This is a genomic window from Streptomyces hokutonensis, assembly GCF_042751305.1.
Taxonomy (GTDB): domain Bacteria; phylum Actinomycetota; class Actinomycetes; order Streptomycetales; family Streptomycetaceae; genus Streptomyces; species Streptomyces hokutonensis_A.
Genome location: NZ_JBHYWD010000001.1, coordinates 1,130,379 through 1,146,521, shown reverse-complemented (window position 1 = coordinate 1,146,521; position 16,143 = coordinate 1,130,379). Strand labels below are relative to the sequence as shown.

Sequence of the window (16,143 nt, the reverse complement as noted above, 5' to 3'; positions counted from 1 at the left end):
AGCCGAAGTGCATTAGCTCTAATCATCTTAGCTCTAATGCACTTCGGATGCGCGTCTCACGAGCGGATCAGGTGCGGCACCGCCTTCGCTGAGGCCGAACCGTGCGTGGAAGCGGCGCAGGAAGCCGGGCGCGTACCAGGCCGAGCGGCCGAGCAGCCACATCGCGGCGGGGACGAGGACACCGCGTACGGCGACGGCGTCGATGAGGATGGCCAGTCCGCTGCCGAGGCCGAACGTGACACGGTCCGCCCGGGCGCCGTAGCGTGCCGAGGTGGATCTCTTCTCACGCTCCTGGACAGCTCTGCTCACGGCGGTCGCCGACCTCGAGGACGCCGATTTCGCACGGCCGTCGGGGTGTGCCGGGTGGCTGGTGCGGGACCTGGTCTGCCATCTGGTCATCGACGCTCAGGACGTGCTGATCACCCTCGTGACACCCGCCGACACGGAGGCGACCCGCGACGCGGTGACCTACTGGGCCGTCAGCCGGACGCCGCCCACCGGTGACGACCCGCTCGACGCGCTGACCGTCCGGCTGGCCGCCGCGTACGAGGAGCCGCGGCTGCTCAAGTTCCATCTGGACGACGTCGGTTCGGCCGCCGGCCGCGCCGCCCGGCTCGCCGACCCCGGACTGCGGGTGAGTACGCAGGACCAGGTGCTCACCGCGGGCGACTACCTCTCCGCGTACGTCCTGGAGTGGACACTGCACCACCTCGACCTGGTCGCACAGATCCCGGACGCGGCGGGGCCGCCCACCGAATCCCTCGCCGCGGCACGCGAGTTGCTGGAGCGGATCGCCGGAGCCGCGTTCCCCGCGTCCTTCGCCGACCGGGACGCGCTGCTCGTCGGCACCGGGCGCCGTACTCCGACGGATATGGAGAAACAACAACTCGGCGCGCTGGACGTTGAGTTGCCGCTCTTCCTCGGGTGACCTGTCGGCAACTCGGGCCGGACGCGCCCGAGTTGCCGACATGAGGCGAGCGGCCGTAGCACCTCAGATCGCTGCCGCCGCCGCTCGGCCCGCCTGGCGGCCGGAGAACAGGCAGCCGCCGAGGAAGGTGCCCTCCATCGAGCGGTAGCCGTGCACTCCCCCGCCGCCGAAGCCGGACACCTCACCGGCCGCGTACAGACCGGGAATTGGTGTACCGGTGGCGTCCAGAACTCGGCCCGAGAGGTCGGTCTGGAGGCCGCCGAGGGTCTTGCGGGTGAGGATGTTGAGGCGGACGGCGATCAGCGGTCCGGCGGCCGGGTCCAGGATCTTGTGGATCGCGGCGGTGCGGCTGAGTGAATCGCCGGGGTAGGAAAGGGCGTTGCGGATGCCCATCACCTGGGCGTCCTTCGAGTACGCGTTGTCGATCTCCCGGTCCCGGGCCTCGATCTGCCGCTGGAGATCGGCGAGTTGGATGAGGCCGTCGCCGGTGAGCTTGTTCATCCCGAGGACCAGTTCGGAGAGCGTGGTGGCGGTGATGAAGTCGACGCCGTTCTTCCTGAACTTCTCGATCGGCTCCGGCGTCTGCCAGATGCGCGAGAGCAGCATCAGGATGTCCTTGTTGGTGAGGTCAGGGTTCTGTTCGGACCCGGAGAGCGCGAACTCCTTCGCGATGATCTTGCTCGTGGTGACGAACCACGAGTAGTCGTAGCCGCCGGCGGTGATCGAGCCGAGGGTGTGGAGGGTGTCGTAGCCCGGCATGTCGGGGGCGGAGAAGCGTTTGCCCTTGGCGTCGAACCACATCGAGGACGGGCCCGGGAGGATGCGGATGCCGTGGTTGGGCCAGATCGGGTCGTAGTTCTTGAGGCCCTCGGTGTAGTGCCACATCCGGTCGGGGTTGACGATACGGCCGCCCGCCGCCGCGGTGATGCCCAGCATCCGGCCGTCCACGTAGGCGGGCACACCGGTGATCATGTTCTTGGGCGGGGTGCCGAGCCGGGCCGGCCAGTTCTGCCGTACGAGATCGTGGTTGGCGCCTATGCCGCCCGAAGTGACGATCACGACAGGGGCCTTGAGCTCGAAGTCGCCCACCACGGTGCGGGAGGTGGCCTTGCCGCGCTGGGCTGTGCTGGGTTCGAGGACCGAGCCGCGCACGCCGGTCACGGCGCCGCCGGTGCGGACGATCTCGTTGACCTGGTGGCGGAACTTGAAGACCACCTTGCCGCTGGCGACCCCGGCCCGCACCTGCTTCTCGAACGGCTCGACCACGGCCGGTCCTGTACCCCAGGTGACGTGGAAGCGGGGCACCGAGTTGCCGTGTCCGTCGGCGAGGCCGCCGCCGCGCTCGGCCCAGCCGACGATCGGGAACCAGCGGATGCCGAGGCCGTGGAGCCAGGACCGCTTCTCGTTGGCGGCGAAGTCCACATACGCTTCAGCCCACTTGTGGGCCCAGTAGTCCTGGCCGGCCGGGTCGTCGATGCCTCGGTCGAAACCGGCCGTGCCCTGCCAGTCCTGCCAGGCCAGCTCCTGGGAGTCCTTGATGCCCATGAGCCGCTGTTCGTCGGAGTTGACCAGGAACAGTCCGCCGAAGGACCAGAACGCCTGGCCGCCGAGGTTGGACTCGGGCTCCTGGTCCAGGAGCAGCACCTTCTTTCCGGCGGCGACCAGTTCGGCCGTCGCAACCAGTCCGGCCAGGCCGTGGCCGACGACGATGGCGTCGGCGTCCGAGGTGCCTGCCGCGAACGCCGGTACCGCGTGTGCCGCGAGGGCAGCGCCGGCGGCGACGCCGCCGGCCACCGTCAGGGCTCTTCGTCTGCTGATCGCCGTGGGGGACGTCAGGTTCTCCATGAGGTGCCTTCCGAATGAGTACGGGAGGTGCGGGAGGTGCGCGCGACACGTGGAGCGTGCCGCGACACCCCTGTTGTTACCGCCGGTAGCACCTAGGGAAACCAAGCTGTGTCAGGTGTGTTTCGGAGGCGGGTTCAGGACAGGTCGAGCGGACCGTCGCGGTCGATGAAGCGGCCCGAACCGCCGCCGGGTCCTTCGGTCGCGAGCCGGACGATCGCGTCGGTTCCCTCGGTGACGGTCTGGGGGCCGCTGTGGCCGTTGAGGTCGGTCGCCGTGTAGCCGGGATCGGCGGCGTTGACGCGAACGTCCTTGAGGGCCTTGGCGTATTGAGTGGTCAGCATGGTGAGGGCCGCCTTGGACGCGGTGTAGAGAGGCGCGACGACGGAGGACTCGATCCGCGACGGGTCGTGTGTGATGGCGAGGGACCCCATGCCGCTGCTGACGTTGATGACGACCGGGTCGGCCGAGCGGCGAAGCAACGGGAGGAAGGCGGTGGTCGTGCGGATCGCGCCAAAGACGTTGACGTCGAAGACGCCGAGCGCGTCGGCGCCCGTCAGTTCGGCGGGATCGCCGTGCGGGCCGTGCACTCCGGCGTTGTTGATCAGGACGTCGAGTACGCCTTCGTGTACGGCGACATCGGCTGCCGCGGCGGCCACGGAGGCGTCGTCGGTGACGTCGATGCGGACGAACCGCGCGCCCAACTCGGCGGCGGCAGCGGCACCCCGCTCCTCGTCGCGGGCCCCGACGATCACGGTGTGGCCGAGGGCGAGCAGGCGTCGGGCGGTCTCGTGGCCGAGACCTTTGTTGGCTCCGGTGATGAACGTGGTGGTCATGCCTCGATCGTCCGTGCGGCGCCCGTGCTGTGCCAGGGACGGCACGACCGTAGGAACGGCATTACCAGGATGGTGCGTTGGGGGCAGGATGGGGGCATGGCAGTGAACGAGGGGCTCGGGCTGGGCGCGACGATCCGGGCCTGGCGGGAGCGGTTGTCGCCGTCGGCTGTGGGGCTGCCGTCCGGCCGGTCCCGGCGGGCGACCGGCCTGCGCCGTGAGGAACTCGCCGAGCGCGCGGGCGTGTCGGTCGACTACGTCGTACGCCTGGAGCAGGGGCGGTCCACGGCGCCTTCGGCACAGGTCGTCAACTCCCTTGCGAGTGCACTGCGGTTGAGCGACACCGAGCGCGAACACCTCTACCGGATGGCGGGGTTGGTCCCGCCGAACCATGAGCCGATCCCCGACCACCTCCCGTCGGGCGTGCACCGTGTGCTGAACCGTCTCGGCGAGGTCGCGGTCGCCGTGTTCGCCGCCGACTGGCAGCTGATCTGGTGGAACCCCGGCTGGGCCGCACTGCTCGGCGACCCGTCGGCCAAGCCTCCCGAACTCCGCAACTTCGCCCGCGAACGCTTCCCGATCGGCTCCGGCGAAGACGTACGCATCGCCTCCTGGCCGGTGCTGGTACCCGACGGCGACCACTCGGACCTGGCCGTCGTGTCCGACCTGCGCCGCGCCACCGGCCGCTACCCGCACGACGCGCGCCTGGCCGACCTGATCCGTCAACTCACCGCGGGCAACGCGACGTTCGCCCGGCTGTGGGCGAGCGGCACGGTGGCCGCACACCGCGAGGACCGCAAGACGGTGCGGCATCCCGTGGTCGGTCCCGTGGACGTGGACTGCGACGTCCTGACGGACGGCGACTCCGACCTGAAGATCGTCATCTTGACGGCGGCGCCCGGGAGTTCGGACGAGGCGAGACTGCGACGGGTCGTCGCCGCTCCACTGCCGGACCGCACAGGCACGACTACCGGTATGTCGTCAATCACCTAAGATCGCCGCACAGGACAACGGTGCGGGGTGGCGGCGTGCTCTGGTGGGCTCTCGAAGAGATACGAATACAGCGGACGGGGCGCAGCGCCCGGTACACGGAGCTGGTGTTGGAGCTGGCCTGGAATCCGGACCCGGGCTCGGACGCGTCGCTCGCGGCGGAACTGCTGGCGGTCGGTGTGCCGAAGGCGTCGCAGTTGTGGGCGCCGATCGGGTCGGTGGTTCTCGTCGCACCCGGAGCCGGCGCGCACCCGGGGGTGCGGCCCGCCGTGGACACGGTCCGGGAGCAGTGGCCGGCGGCGGAAGTCAGGGTGGTGGACGAGACGGTGGCCGCCCTGGTCGGCGCGAACCTGGATCCGGAGCCGGCCGCGTGTCTCGTGGTGCACCTGGACGCGGTGCACACCTCGGTCGCCCTCGTCGCCGGGCGTGAGGTGGTCGCGAGCGGTCTGGCCACCGGTGGCGCACGAGGCCTGGCCGGCGCGGTGATCGGGCATGTGCGTGATGAGCACGGCCTCGACCTCGGCCTGGAACAGGCATGGTCCGCCGTCGTCCACGGCGGCGGATTCGCGCCGTCGCCGACGGTGCCCGGCCCCCTGTCCGTCCACGGATCACCGATCACCGACGACGGCCCCCGCCCCCGGGAGCAGGCCGAGGTCACATTGTCGCCGACCGAACTGCGCGCCGTCGTGGCCCCTGCCTACCAGCCGGTGGTGGACCTCGTGACGCGGGTGCTGCGAGACGCCCCGCCGGAAACCGCCCGGCAGGCGACCGCCGGCGGACTGCTCCTGACCGGCCCGCATCCACCCGGAGCGGAGCACCACCTGACGGAACTCACCGGGCTGCCCGCGCGCCGGGTCGCCGAACCGAGGATCGGGTTCGAACACCCTCGGGTCCTCCGCGACGGGGTGGCCCGTCTGCTCGCCGAGAATCCGCCGGCCCCTGTCATCGAGGACCGCGCCGGGCGGTTCCGCCGAGTCATCGCGGACTGGGCCTCCTCCTCGGTCGGGGACCAGGACGCCCACACGCCAGAGGAGTTGGCGCTGCTGGAGGCGCTCCGCCTGCTGCCCGGTCGTCCGAACACCGACGACCGGTGAGCGCCACCGGGCGGAGATGGGGCGTGCGGCTGCTGTGGACGGCACTCGCGGTGCCGGTGAGCGCGGTGCTGACGGGTATGGCCTTCGGCGTCGTCTACGGTGCTTCGCTGACGCCCGTCGGATGGCGGAACCCGGTGGTTCTGGGCGTCGGCGCGCTCGTGCTGGCCGGTGCTCTGGGCGGGCTGGCGTTCGCCCTGTACGACTTTCGGGACGACACCCGGGGCTGGGTGATCCCGGTACGGGAGACCGCGGTGGCCGCGTGCGTCGCCGTGACCATGCTGGTGTGCTGGCTCGCGCTGAAGGATCAGGCGCTGCACGAGCGCGGCCGAGCCGTCCGGGCGGTCGTGACGGACCTGCGGCCCAGCACCGGCGTGTACGACGCCGGAACGAATGCGGTCCTGGCCGACGCCGCTCACCATCGACGGCTCGGCGTCATCGGCGCGGGACACCTCGCTGTCGGTGACCGTCTCACCGTCACGGTCGATCCCCGGGGCAGATACGGCGTCAGCGCCGGCCCGCCGCCCGCCGCTCCCGAGTGGGCCTGGGACCTGTCCGCCGTGATCGCCGCGGTCCAGGCCCTGTTCACCGCCTCGCTCGCTTTCAGCGCGGCCAGAGAGCGAGAGCGCTGGGCGCGGCGGACCAGGTGACCGGCAGACCCGTCAGTGCTTGGCGAACTGGACGCTCGTGGACTGTACGACGTCGGGGCGCACCGCGAGCGCGGGGACGGTGAGTCGCTCGCCGTAGATGTCGGTGAGCCTGATCGCGCCGCCGCAGCCGCTGCCGCTCTCGGAGAGGAAGTAGTTGTAGCTGGCGCGCGGCAGTTGACGCCAGGTGCCACCCGAGAGGACCTCCAGGCGGGCCAGCGGATTGCGGTGGCCGATCGCCTGGATGCCGCACCAGTAGCGGCTGGACCCGGTCTTGTAGCGGATCGAGATCGTGTCGGAGGTGCTGGGGCTCACCAGGTTCCAGGTGATCGGGATCCGGCCGGCCGAAGGGCTGGCGAGCTTGGCGAAGGCCTGCGCACTGAGGTCTATCTGCCCGGGCGCGCAGTCCCCCGGGCACTCGTTGGTGATCCGCACGGTGACCGTGGCACCACCGGCCGCGTGCACGAGCACATACGCACCGCAGGCCTTGGACGCCTCGTAGTCGGTGGTGTTCATCGCGCCGGTCAGGACGTCGTCGCCCGGGTCGTACAGGCAGGCGCCGCCGCCGTCCGCGTCGTAGAAGGTGGCGACACCTCGGTAGGTGACGCCGGGCCTGATGCGTCCGGCCAACGAGGCGGTACCGGCGGCCTGTTGGCGGGCCTTCGTGGCCGACGGGGTGGCCGAGGTGGCGGACGGATGGGCGGACGGTGTCGCCGAGGGTTTCTTGGAGGCGTCGGTCGCGTGCGCGGACGGAGTGGCGGAAGCGGTCGAAGTACCGGTCGCGGACGGGGAGTTCGTCGCGGGTGCGGAAACGGCGTTTCCCGCCTCGGTCTTCACGTCCTCGTCGCTCTTGTCACCGGGCAGCAGCACCAGGGCGAGCGACACGACGATCAGCACCGCGGCCGCCGACAGAAACAGCCACCGCTTGGACACCGGACCTCCTCGACGACCACCCTCCGTTTGCCTGGAGTGATGGAGGAGGCGATCGTGCCAGCCTCGGGGGGACGGCGGCAAGCCCTTTCTGCGGATGGGCGGTTGGGGCGGGTGTCGAGTGGAGTGGCCGGTGCGGATTGAATACGGTCATGGACTCCCCGATATGGACCGCGCTGTCGGCCGCCGAGCGTTCCGCCGTGGACGGTCTGATCCAGCGGGACCACCGGCTCGCGGCAGTCGCCCGGGTGCGTGAGGCGTTCCCGGCTGACGCCAGACCGGGGCTGTACGAGACGCTGGATGTGGTGGCGGAGCGCTGCCGGGAGTTGGGCCGGAGTTCCGAGCGCAGCCCGACCCCGCCCTTGGCCCTCACCACGCTCGCGGAGCAGGTCGAGACGCTGCCCGGACGGACGGTGGCCGTCGAGGCGCTGTGGGACGGCGACTCGTACGGCTGGTGCGTGGACCTGGTCGTACTCACGGATGCCCCGGTCGCCGAGCACCGGCTCGCCACCATCCGGCACGGCGGTGACCTGCGACTGTTCAACGGCGCGGTCCCGCCATGGCCCGAGGCGCGGGAGGCGGAGACGGTCGGCCGTGCCCTGGCCGATCGGTTCGGCGTGCCGTTCCACTTCGCCAGACCCGACGAACCCGACATCGACGCCCCGCGCTGGAGATCCACCTCATGAGCCACAGCGCCGCGCGGCTCGACGCCCTTGCCGCCGAACTGGCCGACCCCGACTGCGACTTCGACCGGATCGAAGCCCTGGAAAGCGAGCTGCTGACCGCTCGGGACATGGCCCTGATCCCCCGCCTGCAAGAGCACCTTGTCGGTGCCGTCGATGCCGGGAACGGGTACGGACGCCACGTGCTCTGCGGCATTCTGGCCGAGACAGCCGGCTCCCGAGCCCTGCCCGAGCTGTTGCGGGCCTTCGCCCACGATCTGGGGGACGACCAGGACTCCCTCACGGCGACAGTGACCGAATTCGCCCGCCAGGACCGTGCCTACGCGCGGAGCATCATCCTGCCGTGGGTCACTGGCCCCGACCCCGGCCTGCGCAGGACAGCACTGTGGCTGCTCGGCTACGTTCCCGAACCGGACGACCTCGACCTCCTGGCCGACGCCGCCCAGGATCCGGACGACCACGTCCGCAGCGTGACGATGGGAACCATCGGAAGCCACACGAAGACCACAGCCCGGGCCGTCGATCTGCTGACGACCTTGCTCGCGGACCCCGGTCCCCAGGTACGAGTGAGCGCCCTGAGCTCTCTCGGTTTCGCGCAACAGCCCAGGACCCTGCCGGCCATCCACCGCCTTGCCGAGGACGACAGCGCCGACGTACGGGCATGGGTCGCCATCGACCTGGGCCGGTTCCCCGCACCCGACCCGGCGAGCTTGGCCGTACTGGACCGCCTCGCCGGCGACGCCGACACCTACGTTCGGGAGAACGCTGTCGCCAGTCGAGAGAAACTCACCGCCTGACTCTTGCGCAGCGCCGCGCAAGGGCTCGCTCAGAGAGCTCGGCGGTAGGCGTCACTTGAGTCTTCTGGTGGTGGGTAGGTGTCCCAGCGGTAGCGCGGCGGACGCGCGTGCGGAGCGTGACGAGTACGCATGGCCGCGCCCGGCTGATCCCTGGATCCTCGAACGTCGGCTGAAGCGTGGCCGGGCGGGCGGCTGCCGAAGGGTCAGGCGGCGGGAACCGCCTGCGGATAGAGCACGCTCGGGTCGGCGGACAGGGCCGCCTTGAGCTGGACGCTGTTGTTGTCGGCGAGGATCTCCATCTTCCCGGCCTCGATGCCGTCGAGGGCGGCGCGCACGACATCGGCGGGGTCGTTCTTCTCCACGTCCCACCCGGCCATCATGTCGGTGTCGGTGCTGGCCAGGTGCAGGCCCGTCACCGCGGTTCCCTGGCCCGCGAGTTCGAGGCGGATGCCGTTGGTGAGGCTCCACGCCGCCGCCTTCGACGCGCTGTAGGCGTTGGCCCCGTCGTAGGCGAGCCAGGACATCGCCGACAGGACGTTGAGGATGGCCCCACCGCCGCCTGCGGCCAGGACGGGAGCGAACGCCCGGACCACATTGAGGGTGCCGAAGTAGTTGGTGTCCATCTCCAGCCGGATCTTCTCGGGGTCCCCGGTGACGAGGTTCTGCTGGGTGAACACGCCGGCATTGTTGATCAGGAGGGTGACGTCCGAGGCCGCGCCCGCCGCGGCGGCGACCGAAGCCGGATCGGTGAGGTCGAGCCGCAGTACCTCCACACCGGGGAGGTCGACGAGGTGGGGGGTGCGCGCGGTCGCGTAGACCTTGGTGGCGCCCCGGTGCAGGAGCTGTTGGGCGAAGTGCCTGCCGATGCCGCGGTTGGCGCCGGTGACGAGGGCGACGGAACCGGTGATCTTCATGGGGGGGTCTCCTGGCAGTGGTGAGGTGATTCCTGTCCGGGCTGTTCACGGGCAACGCTAGAACCTGACGTTGACGTCAGAGGCAAGGAATGTGATCCAGGTCACGGAGGGGGCGTTGATGCACATCGGTGCGCTGGCCTCACGGGTGGGCATGAGCGTGCGGGCACTGCGCTACTACGAAGAGCAGGACCTGCTGGCCTCGGCGCGCAGGGCGATCCTGGAACTGCTGCCGTGCGTCGAGACCGGTGACGTGACCCCCGCGCTGCTCGACCGGCAGTCGGCCGAGCGGGACCGCATCGATACGCAGGTCAGCACCCTGGTGAAAACCCGGAACCGGCTCGACGCCATCATCACCACAGCCTCCACAGCCAGGAGCGCGGGCCGGCCCTGCCCTCGTTGAGCAGCGCCCCTTCTCCAGGCGTGCGGCAGTGCTTGTCCGCCCGACGCGGACGGACGCCGGTCAGCAGGCGTCACCTGAGTCTCCTGGTGGTGGGCCGTCCGTCCCAGCGGTAGAGCGGGGTCGCGCGGCGGATGAACATGCGGAGCGTGACGATTGCGGCGGACAGGTAGAGGCAGAAGTCCACAGCGCACTGGTGAAGCCCGGTTCCCCGAGCGCGGCTCGGGTCTTGTCACTGTCGTAGCCCCGGTCCACGTTGACGTCGACCTGCTCGGGAACCACACCGAACTGCTTCTTCGCGGCCTCCAGGGTGGGCACGAGCAGCGGGGAGCGATGACGGTTCGCCCCGGCCGGGACGAGACCGATCGGGACCCTGCGGACTTCGGTGGCCACTGAGCGCTTCAGGCCCTGCTTGCCCCGGTCGACCGGGGAGCGTCCGGCTCTCTCGCCGCCGCAGGGAGCCTTGGTGATGCACCCGTCGACGGACAGCTCATGGAGTCGGAGGCCGATCATGCGGTCGTACGCCTGCACGGCCGGCCCGTGGACCTGCTCGGCCAGGGCGGCGATGACGCGCTCGAAGACAATCCGGTCCGGGACGCGCGGGTTGTGGCAGCCGAGCGGATGGGTCGACATGCTCGGGCAGCAGCGCTGCGAACTGGTCCCACAAGGGTTCGAACAGGCATGACGGCAGGACAGGCACGAGCCCTCCGGTGATCACCGAGCGTCAAGAACTCCGTGATCACCCAGGCTCGTGCCTGTCTTGCCTCCGGGGCGTCACACGGCCATTCGCCACACCTGCCGCCGGGCTCACTTACGCTCGAACCCTTTGGTCCGACTCCAGCGGAGAATCGTGTCCCTTCCGAAGACAACCCGCTGCCCGTCGTCGGAGACGGAGGCCCGTTCCCAGCCGTCGAAGTCCTTCGTGACGTGGACGCTCCAGTCCGTCAGGTCGCCGACACCGACGACCGCGAGGGACTCGGTGGGTGGCTCGCCGTCGTAGCAGTAGGTGCCGAAGTCGGCGATCGCCGCGACGGTTCCGTTCCTGGTGCGCAGCTGGATGCCCTGGCAGGCGTCGGTCGTGGTGCGGTAGACGACCGTCGGTGCGGTCCAGGCCCTCGCCCGGGGGCTGTAGTGCTGCTCGACGAACCCCTCGCCCCGGCGGTAGTGCAGCGCCACCCGGCGGCCGTCGCCGAGTTTCACCTCGGCGCTGTACGGGCTTGGACTGCCGCTCCAAGGGAGGTCGCTCTTCTGCAACTCGGAGGTGTAGACCGTGGATTCCGGTGGGGCTGAGGCACTGCCAGAAGGTTCCTTCACCGGCGCCCGGGTTCTGATGCGCGCATCCCGCCGCCAACGTCACCGTCACGAGCCCGCAGAGCATCCCTCTGACCGGCACCCTCATGCCGGACTTGTACATACGTGCCTCCCGTCACCCCTCCGCAGCATAGGGGTGACCTTCCCCTCCGCAACGGACCTCTGCTGCCGGGCCGGCAGCAGTGGTCAGCCGGTTCAAGGAGTGGTCGGTGACCCGGTCCAGATGCGGCGCTCCGCGCTCAGCGGATCGTCCAGCGCCTGCGGGGTGGTGTCCCAAGTCATCGTGGTACGGCGCTTGTCGGTGTAGCGGGGCCACTCGGGGCCCGGGTCGAGGTCCCGGACGAAGGCGACCCAGGCGCCATGCATCGCGTCGGCGAGGGACTGGGGCGGATGCGGGCCCGTCGCGGCCGTGACGCGCTCGGCGTCGAGGAGGTCGAACGCGAACGGGATCTCCACGCAGTGGCCCGCACTTCCATAGGTGAAGTGGTAGAGCCAGGTGGGGAGTTCGTGGTGTGCGCGGGCCTCGGCGAGGGCGAGGGAAGGGCCCCGGAAAATGGCGTCGGTCAGGGCCTGGCCCATGCGCTGCGTCGGGTCTTCGTCGGTGCGGAGGGTGGTGTAAGCGGCTACGGCCTCGGCGGACAGCCCGTGCGCTGCCAGCACGGCCTGTACGGCCTCGGCCGGTACCGGTGTCTGAGTGGTGCCGACCGGCGGGTTGAACTCCCGCTGGGTGAAGCCGAGTACCAGCGGGACGGAGGCCGCGCTGCCGTCGGCGAAAGCCTCCGCCACAGGGATCGGGATCAACTCCCCGTCCGCGAAGGGCGCGAGCGTCAGTCCGGCCTCCGGAGCGGCCAAGGCGTCCTGGAGCGCGAGCAGTTCGTCGACGGTCAGGTCGCGGAGCGCGGACGCGAGCGCGGGGACGCCGGTGTATTCCGTCAGGCGGGCCGAGTCGGCGAGTGCGTCGCGTCGGTCCTGGGGGAACCTGACCGCGCCGGACTGGGAGATCGCGGCACGGAAGAGTCCGTGTGCGGCGGGCGTGGCCATCAACGTCTGCACGGCGCCGCCACCCGCCGACTGACCGGCGACCGTGACCTTCGCGGGGTCGCCGCCGAACGCGTCGATGTTGTCGCGTACCCAGGTCAGTGCGGCGATCCAGTCGAGTACGCCACGGTTGTCGGGTGCGTCGTCGAGGTGCAGGAAGCCCTCAATGCCGAGCCGGTAGCCGATCGTCACGAGGACGACTCCGTCGCGGGCGAAGGCCGAGCCGTCGTACCAGGGACTGGCGGCGGATCCGGCGACGTAGCCGCCGCCGTGGATCCAGACGAGGACGGGCAGGCCCGCGCCCGGGGTCGGGTCGGGGGTGAAGACGTTGAGGTTGAGGACGCCGTCGCCCGGTATCGAGGGTTCGGGGATGGTGGTGGGGCCCTCGAGGATGAACGGGCGGCGTTGCGCGGTGGGCCCGTACCGGGTGGCGTCGAGTGGTTCGGTCCACGGTTCGGGCGGGACGGGGGCGGCGAAGCGGAGGTCGCCGACCGGGGGCTTGGCGTAGGGGATGCCGAGGAAGCGGGCGGTGGAATGCTGCCACGTCCCCAGGACGGGTCCCTGGGACGTGGCGGCGATCACGGACTGGGGCACGGAGCAACATCCTTGTGGAGGTGGGCAGTTGGGGGTGATGATCGAAGTCTCGTGCCTGGCCTGCTACTTGACGCTCCTGATCGGCCGGATGGCCAGCGTGCTGATCAGTACGACGGTCATGGCGAAGGCGAACAGGACACGGTAGCCCGGCAGTCTGTCGGAGCCCGCGGCGAAGGAGGTGATGAGCACGGAGGCGATGATCGGGCCGAGGGCCTGGGGGATGTTGGTGGCGATGTTGAGGATGCCGAGGGTCCTTGCCCGCGGTCGAGCCCTTGGGCAGGACCTCGGTCATGAGGGCCATGTCCAGCGACGTGTACGTTCGACCACATCAGGACGGTGACCTGGGAGCGGCCCAGGGTGTCGTCCGTTTTGGCAGTGGCGGGGGCGGAAGAGGTCGAAGCGGACAAGGACACCTCCACGGGGACGGACCGGCTTCATTGCCGGTGTCGGGAGTATGGACTCGCCCATTTATTTATTTCAAGGATCGGAAAAATACATCTGGCCACCCTGACCGGATCGCACCGAGCCGGGGCACAATCGTCCGCGTGAAAGCCCCCGCCGACTCCGCCGACGTACGACGCCGCAATCTGGCCCTGGTGCTGCGCCACCTCGACGCCCACGGCCCCTGCGCCCGTACCGAGGTCGCCGCCGGGACCGGTCTTGTGCACGCCTCCGTCACGGCGCTCGTCGCGGAACTCATCGACCGCGGTCTGGTCCGCGAGGCGGGCTCGGTGCCCTCCGGCGGCCGGGGCCGGCCCCGGCGGCCGCTGCGGCTGGTGCCCGAGCGGGTGGTCATCCTCGCCGCGCAGGTGACCCTGGAGTCCGTGCACGTCATGGCGGCCGACTTCCGGGGCCGCGTCCTGCACCGTGAGTCGGCGCCGCACCACGCGCCGTACGGCGATCCGCGCGCCCTGGCCTCGGTCATCGGCTGTGCCACACGGGCGGCCGAAGCCGCGGTCTGGGACGCCTCACCGGACGCCCATGTCGCCCAACTCACCGTCGCCATGGCCGGACCGATCGTCGGACCCGGCCAACTCGTGGCCGCGGCCGTCGACTTCGGCTGGCACAGCACCGACCTGCGCGCCCTGGTTGTCGCCCAACTCCCCGGTCTCGGCTGCCCAGTTGATGTCGTCAACGACGCCAACATGGCGGCCCTGGCCGAGTACCACGCCCTCGCGGCCAATGGCGTACGACACCCGGAAACCGTCGCCTACATCAAGGCCGACACCGGAGTCGGCGGCGGGCTGCTCGTCAACGGGCGTGTGCACAGCGGGAGTCACGGCATGGCGGGCGAGATCGGGCACCTGCCGATCGCCCTCGACGGTCCCGAATGCCGGTGCGGCGCACGGGGTTGCCTGGCGACGTACATCGGGCCCGAACCCCTCATCCACGCGGCCGGGTTGGACGCCAAAGCCGAGGCGCGGGGAGGCGAGGCGGCGCTGGCCGAGCTGGACCGCCGGCTGCGCGCGGGCGACCCGGACGCGACCGCCGCGCTCGGCGCCGCCGGACACGCCCTCGGAGCGGCCGTCCTCGGTGTCTGCGGGATCACCGACGTCGGCGAGATCATCCTCGGCGGCTACCTCGCCACCTGGGGCAAGTGGCTGCGGCCCGGCCTGGACGCCCGGATGGCCGGGCGCCGCGCCCTGGCGCCGGACACCCAGCCGGAGATCACCTTCGGCGTCCTCGGCACGGAGGCGACACTGCGCGGCGCGTTCCAGACCTGCCGCGACGCCCTCCTCGACGACCCGACCAGCGTGCCGGCCGTGCCCCGGACCCCGGTCGCCGTGACATCCCCTTAGCGGCGCCGCCCTACGGCAGCAAGGCCGTCGCCGCTGCCTGCCACCCCTGCCGACGCCTCCGGCCGGTGGTCGTCGCTTCGTCCGGCTGCCCCGGTGCAGGCATACTCGGGCCTTGCGCGCGCACCGGCGTTCGCGAGAAGCGGGAGGTGGGCGATGGTGCTGCCATCAACAGCGGGGGCCGAGCCCCGGAAGATCACGATCAATGACGTCGCCAAGTCGGCCGGGGTGTCACGGCAGACCGTGTCACGGGCGCTCAACGACAAGGACGAGATCGACGTCGACACCAAGCAGCGGGTGCTCGACGCCGCTCGCGCGCTCGGGTACCGGCCCAGCCGGTTCGCGCGCGGTCTGGTCCGCCAGGACACGATGACGATCGGGCTGGTCATCCCCGACCTGCTCAACCCGTTCTTCACCGAGGTCGCCGCCGCCGCGCTGGAGGCGGCCCGCTCCCGTGGCTGGCAGGTCGTCGTGTACGACACCGGGGACCGGGCCGAGGAGGAACTCGGCACGCTCCAGGTGATCAGCTCCCAAGTGGACGCTGTCATCGGCTACTTCAGCTGCCCCGAGAGCGAGTTGGAGAAGTTCACCCGAGGCATGCCGGTGGTGCTGATCGGCCGGGAGCAGCGGACGCGGTTCAGCGCGATCACGATCGACGGCTCGGAGGGAGTACACGCGGCGGTCGCGCATCTGGTCGCGCGGGGGCACATCCGGATCGGCATGCTCGACCACCACACCCGCGCCGAACCGAGCGTCCGGCACGAGTGGTTCACCACGGCCGCGAGGGCACACGGAATCGACCCGGGCCTGGTGGTCGGCGCGGACCAGACCGCCGACGGCGGCGGGGCGGCACTCAGGGTGATGCTCGCCGCCCATCCCGATGTCACCGCGGTCTTCACGTTCAACGACATCATCGCGCTCGGCGCCCTGCGGGAAGCCCGCCGACTCGGGCGGAACGTCCCGAACGAGCTGGCGGTCATCGGCTTCGACGGGCTACAGCTCGGCGCCCTGGTCGAACCCCCGCTCACCAGCGTCGCCCTCGACACGCGCGGGCTCGGCGCCCTCGCCATCGAACAGATCGCGCGGCTGCTGTCTGGCACCGAGGCGCTGGCGGCCGACGAGTTGGTCGTACGGGGCGAACTGCGGCTCAGTGGCTCCGCCTGAGCCGCCCAGGTGCGCAGCCGGTCCGAATGTCTTGACACCCCTCGCGCCGGAGCGCAAACTTCCGAACATTCGCAACACACTTGAACAGGTCACTCCACGGGCAGTCCCGGGTTGCGGCCACCGGGCCCGGCCGGGGACCCCGCACCCCCCAGATCGTATGCAAAAACCCCCCGTCGTCGCGCCATACA

The 16,143-nt window shown here is 70.6% G+C and carries 16 protein-coding genes and 2 pseudogenes; 9 read left to right on the top strand and 9 right to left on the bottom strand.

Annotated elements, in window-relative coordinates; genetic code table 11:
* Positions 1-33: 33 nt before the first annotated feature.
* Positions 34-234: pseudogene (locus ACFXC1_RS05300) on the bottom strand (hypothetical protein); the annotation flags it as partial.
* A gap of 37 nt (positions 235-271) precedes the next feature.
* Between ACFXC1_RS05300 and ACFXC1_RS05295 the strand changes: the two are divergent.
* Positions 272-928 (top strand): maleylpyruvate isomerase N-terminal domain-containing protein, encoded by a 657-nt coding sequence (locus ACFXC1_RS05295; RefSeq protein ID WP_381238979.1) that lies wholly within the window; start codon positions 272-274, stop codon positions 926-928.
* 63 nt (positions 929-991) lie between these two features.
* Here the strand turns inward: ACFXC1_RS05295 and ACFXC1_RS05290 are convergent, their stop codons facing one another.
* Entirely contained in the window at positions 992-2,773 is a 1,782-nt protein-coding gene (locus ACFXC1_RS05290; protein ID WP_381238976.1) for an FAD-binding dehydrogenase, read from the bottom strand.
* A gap of 134 nt (positions 2,774-2,907) precedes the next feature.
* Positions 2,908-3,606 (bottom strand): SDR family NAD(P)-dependent oxidoreductase, encoded by a 699-nt coding sequence (locus ACFXC1_RS05285; protein ID WP_381238973.1) that lies wholly within the window; start codon positions 3,604-3,606, stop codon positions 2,908-2,910.
* A 96-nt stretch (positions 3,607-3,702) separates the two neighbouring features.
* Between ACFXC1_RS05285 and ACFXC1_RS05280 the strand changes: the two genes are divergently transcribed.
* From ACFXC1_RS05280 to ACFXC1_RS05270, 3 genes are read left to right on the top strand one after another with little or no spacing between them, the layout of a single operon-like run.
* Positions 3,703-4,596, top strand: a complete 894-nt coding sequence (locus ACFXC1_RS05280) for a helix-turn-helix transcriptional regulator (RefSeq protein ID WP_381238970.1) — start codon at positions 3,703-3,705, stop codon at positions 4,594-4,596.
* A 35-nt stretch (positions 4,597-4,631) separates the two neighbouring features.
* Entirely contained in the window at positions 4,632-5,687 is a 1,056-nt protein-coding gene (locus ACFXC1_RS05275) for a rod shape-determining protein (RefSeq protein WP_381238967.1), read from the top strand.
* The gene (locus tag ACFXC1_RS05270) at positions 5,684-6,334 is read left to right on the top strand and encodes a hypothetical protein (RefSeq protein WP_381238965.1); all 651 of its coding nucleotides are present in this window, start codon (positions 5,684-5,686) and stop codon (positions 6,332-6,334) included. Before ACFXC1_RS05275 ends, ACFXC1_RS05270 begins: the two co-directional genes overlap by 4 nt.
* A 12-nt stretch (positions 6,335-6,346) precedes the next feature.
* Here the strand turns inward: ACFXC1_RS05270 and ACFXC1_RS05265 are convergent, their stop codons facing one another.
* Positions 6,347-7,264, bottom strand: coding sequence for an expansin EXLX1 family cellulose-binding protein (locus tag ACFXC1_RS05265; RefSeq protein WP_381238962.1), 918 nt, complete (start codon positions 7,262-7,264; stop codon positions 6,347-6,349).
* A 149-nt stretch (positions 7,265-7,413) separates the two neighbouring features.
* On the opposite strand from ACFXC1_RS05265, the gene ACFXC1_RS05260 reads away from it, so the two are divergent.
* A complete protein-coding gene (locus ACFXC1_RS05260) occupies positions 7,414-7,947 on the top strand; it encodes a hypothetical protein (RefSeq protein ID WP_381238960.1) in 534 nt (177 codons plus the stop codon).
* Entirely contained in the window at positions 7,944-8,741 is a 798-nt protein-coding gene (locus tag ACFXC1_RS05255) for a HEAT repeat domain-containing protein (RefSeq protein ID WP_381238957.1), read from the top strand. Before ACFXC1_RS05260 ends, ACFXC1_RS05255 begins: the two co-directional genes overlap by 4 nt.
* A 203-nt stretch (positions 8,742-8,944) precedes the next feature.
* Here the strand turns inward: ACFXC1_RS05255 and ACFXC1_RS05250 are convergent, their stop codons facing one another.
* Positions 8,945-9,655: an SDR family oxidoreductase gene (locus tag ACFXC1_RS05250; RefSeq protein ID WP_381238954.1), complete on the bottom strand. Its 711-nt coding sequence runs from the start codon at positions 9,653-9,655 to the stop codon at positions 8,945-8,947.
* A gap of 91 nt (positions 9,656-9,746) precedes the next feature.
* Here ACFXC1_RS05250 and ACFXC1_RS05245 point away from each other — a divergent pair, with 91 nt between their 5' ends.
* Complete coding sequence (locus tag ACFXC1_RS05245) at positions 9,747-10,055, top strand: MerR family DNA-binding transcriptional regulator (RefSeq protein ID WP_381238952.1); 309 nt, start codon at positions 9,747-9,749, stop codon at positions 10,053-10,055.
* Positions 10,056-10,125: 70 nt separating this feature from the next.
* Here ACFXC1_RS05245 and ACFXC1_RS05240 read toward each other — a convergent pair.
* The 4 genes and pseudogenes from ACFXC1_RS05240 to ACFXC1_RS05225 all read right to left on the bottom strand — a co-directional run bounded on the left by ACFXC1_RS05240 (position 10,126) and on the right by ACFXC1_RS05225 (position 13,184).
* Positions 10,126-10,752, bottom strand: a pseudogene (locus tag ACFXC1_RS05240) (transposase).
* Positions 10,753-10,859: 107 nt separating this feature from the next.
* Entirely contained in the window at positions 10,860-11,366 is a 507-nt protein-coding gene (locus tag ACFXC1_RS05235; RefSeq protein ID WP_381238949.1) for a hypothetical protein, read from the bottom strand.
* 192 nt (positions 11,367-11,558) lie between these two features.
* A complete protein-coding gene (locus ACFXC1_RS05230; RefSeq protein ID WP_381238946.1) occupies positions 11,559-12,995 on the bottom strand; it encodes a carboxylesterase/lipase family protein in 1,437 nt (478 codons plus the stop codon).
* Between the two features lie 63 nt (positions 12,996-13,058).
* On the bottom strand, positions 13,059-13,184 hold the full coding sequence (locus tag ACFXC1_RS05225) for a hypothetical protein (RefSeq protein ID WP_381238944.1): 126 nt from the start codon (positions 13,182-13,184) through the stop codon (positions 13,059-13,061).
* 356 nt (positions 13,185-13,540) lie between these two features.
* Between ACFXC1_RS05225 and ACFXC1_RS05220 the strand changes: the two genes are divergently transcribed.
* Both ACFXC1_RS05220 and ACFXC1_RS05215 read left to right on the top strand, forming a co-directional pair.
* Positions 13,541-14,794, top strand: a complete 1,254-nt coding sequence (locus ACFXC1_RS05220) for an ROK family transcriptional regulator (protein ID WP_381238941.1) — start codon at positions 13,541-13,543, stop codon at positions 14,792-14,794.
* Between the two features lie 153 nt (positions 14,795-14,947).
* Positions 14,948-15,955, top strand: coding sequence for a LacI family DNA-binding transcriptional regulator (locus ACFXC1_RS05215; RefSeq protein ID WP_381238938.1), 1,008 nt, complete (start codon positions 14,948-14,950; stop codon positions 15,953-15,955).
* The last annotated feature ends 188 nt before the right edge of the window (positions 15,956-16,143 follow it).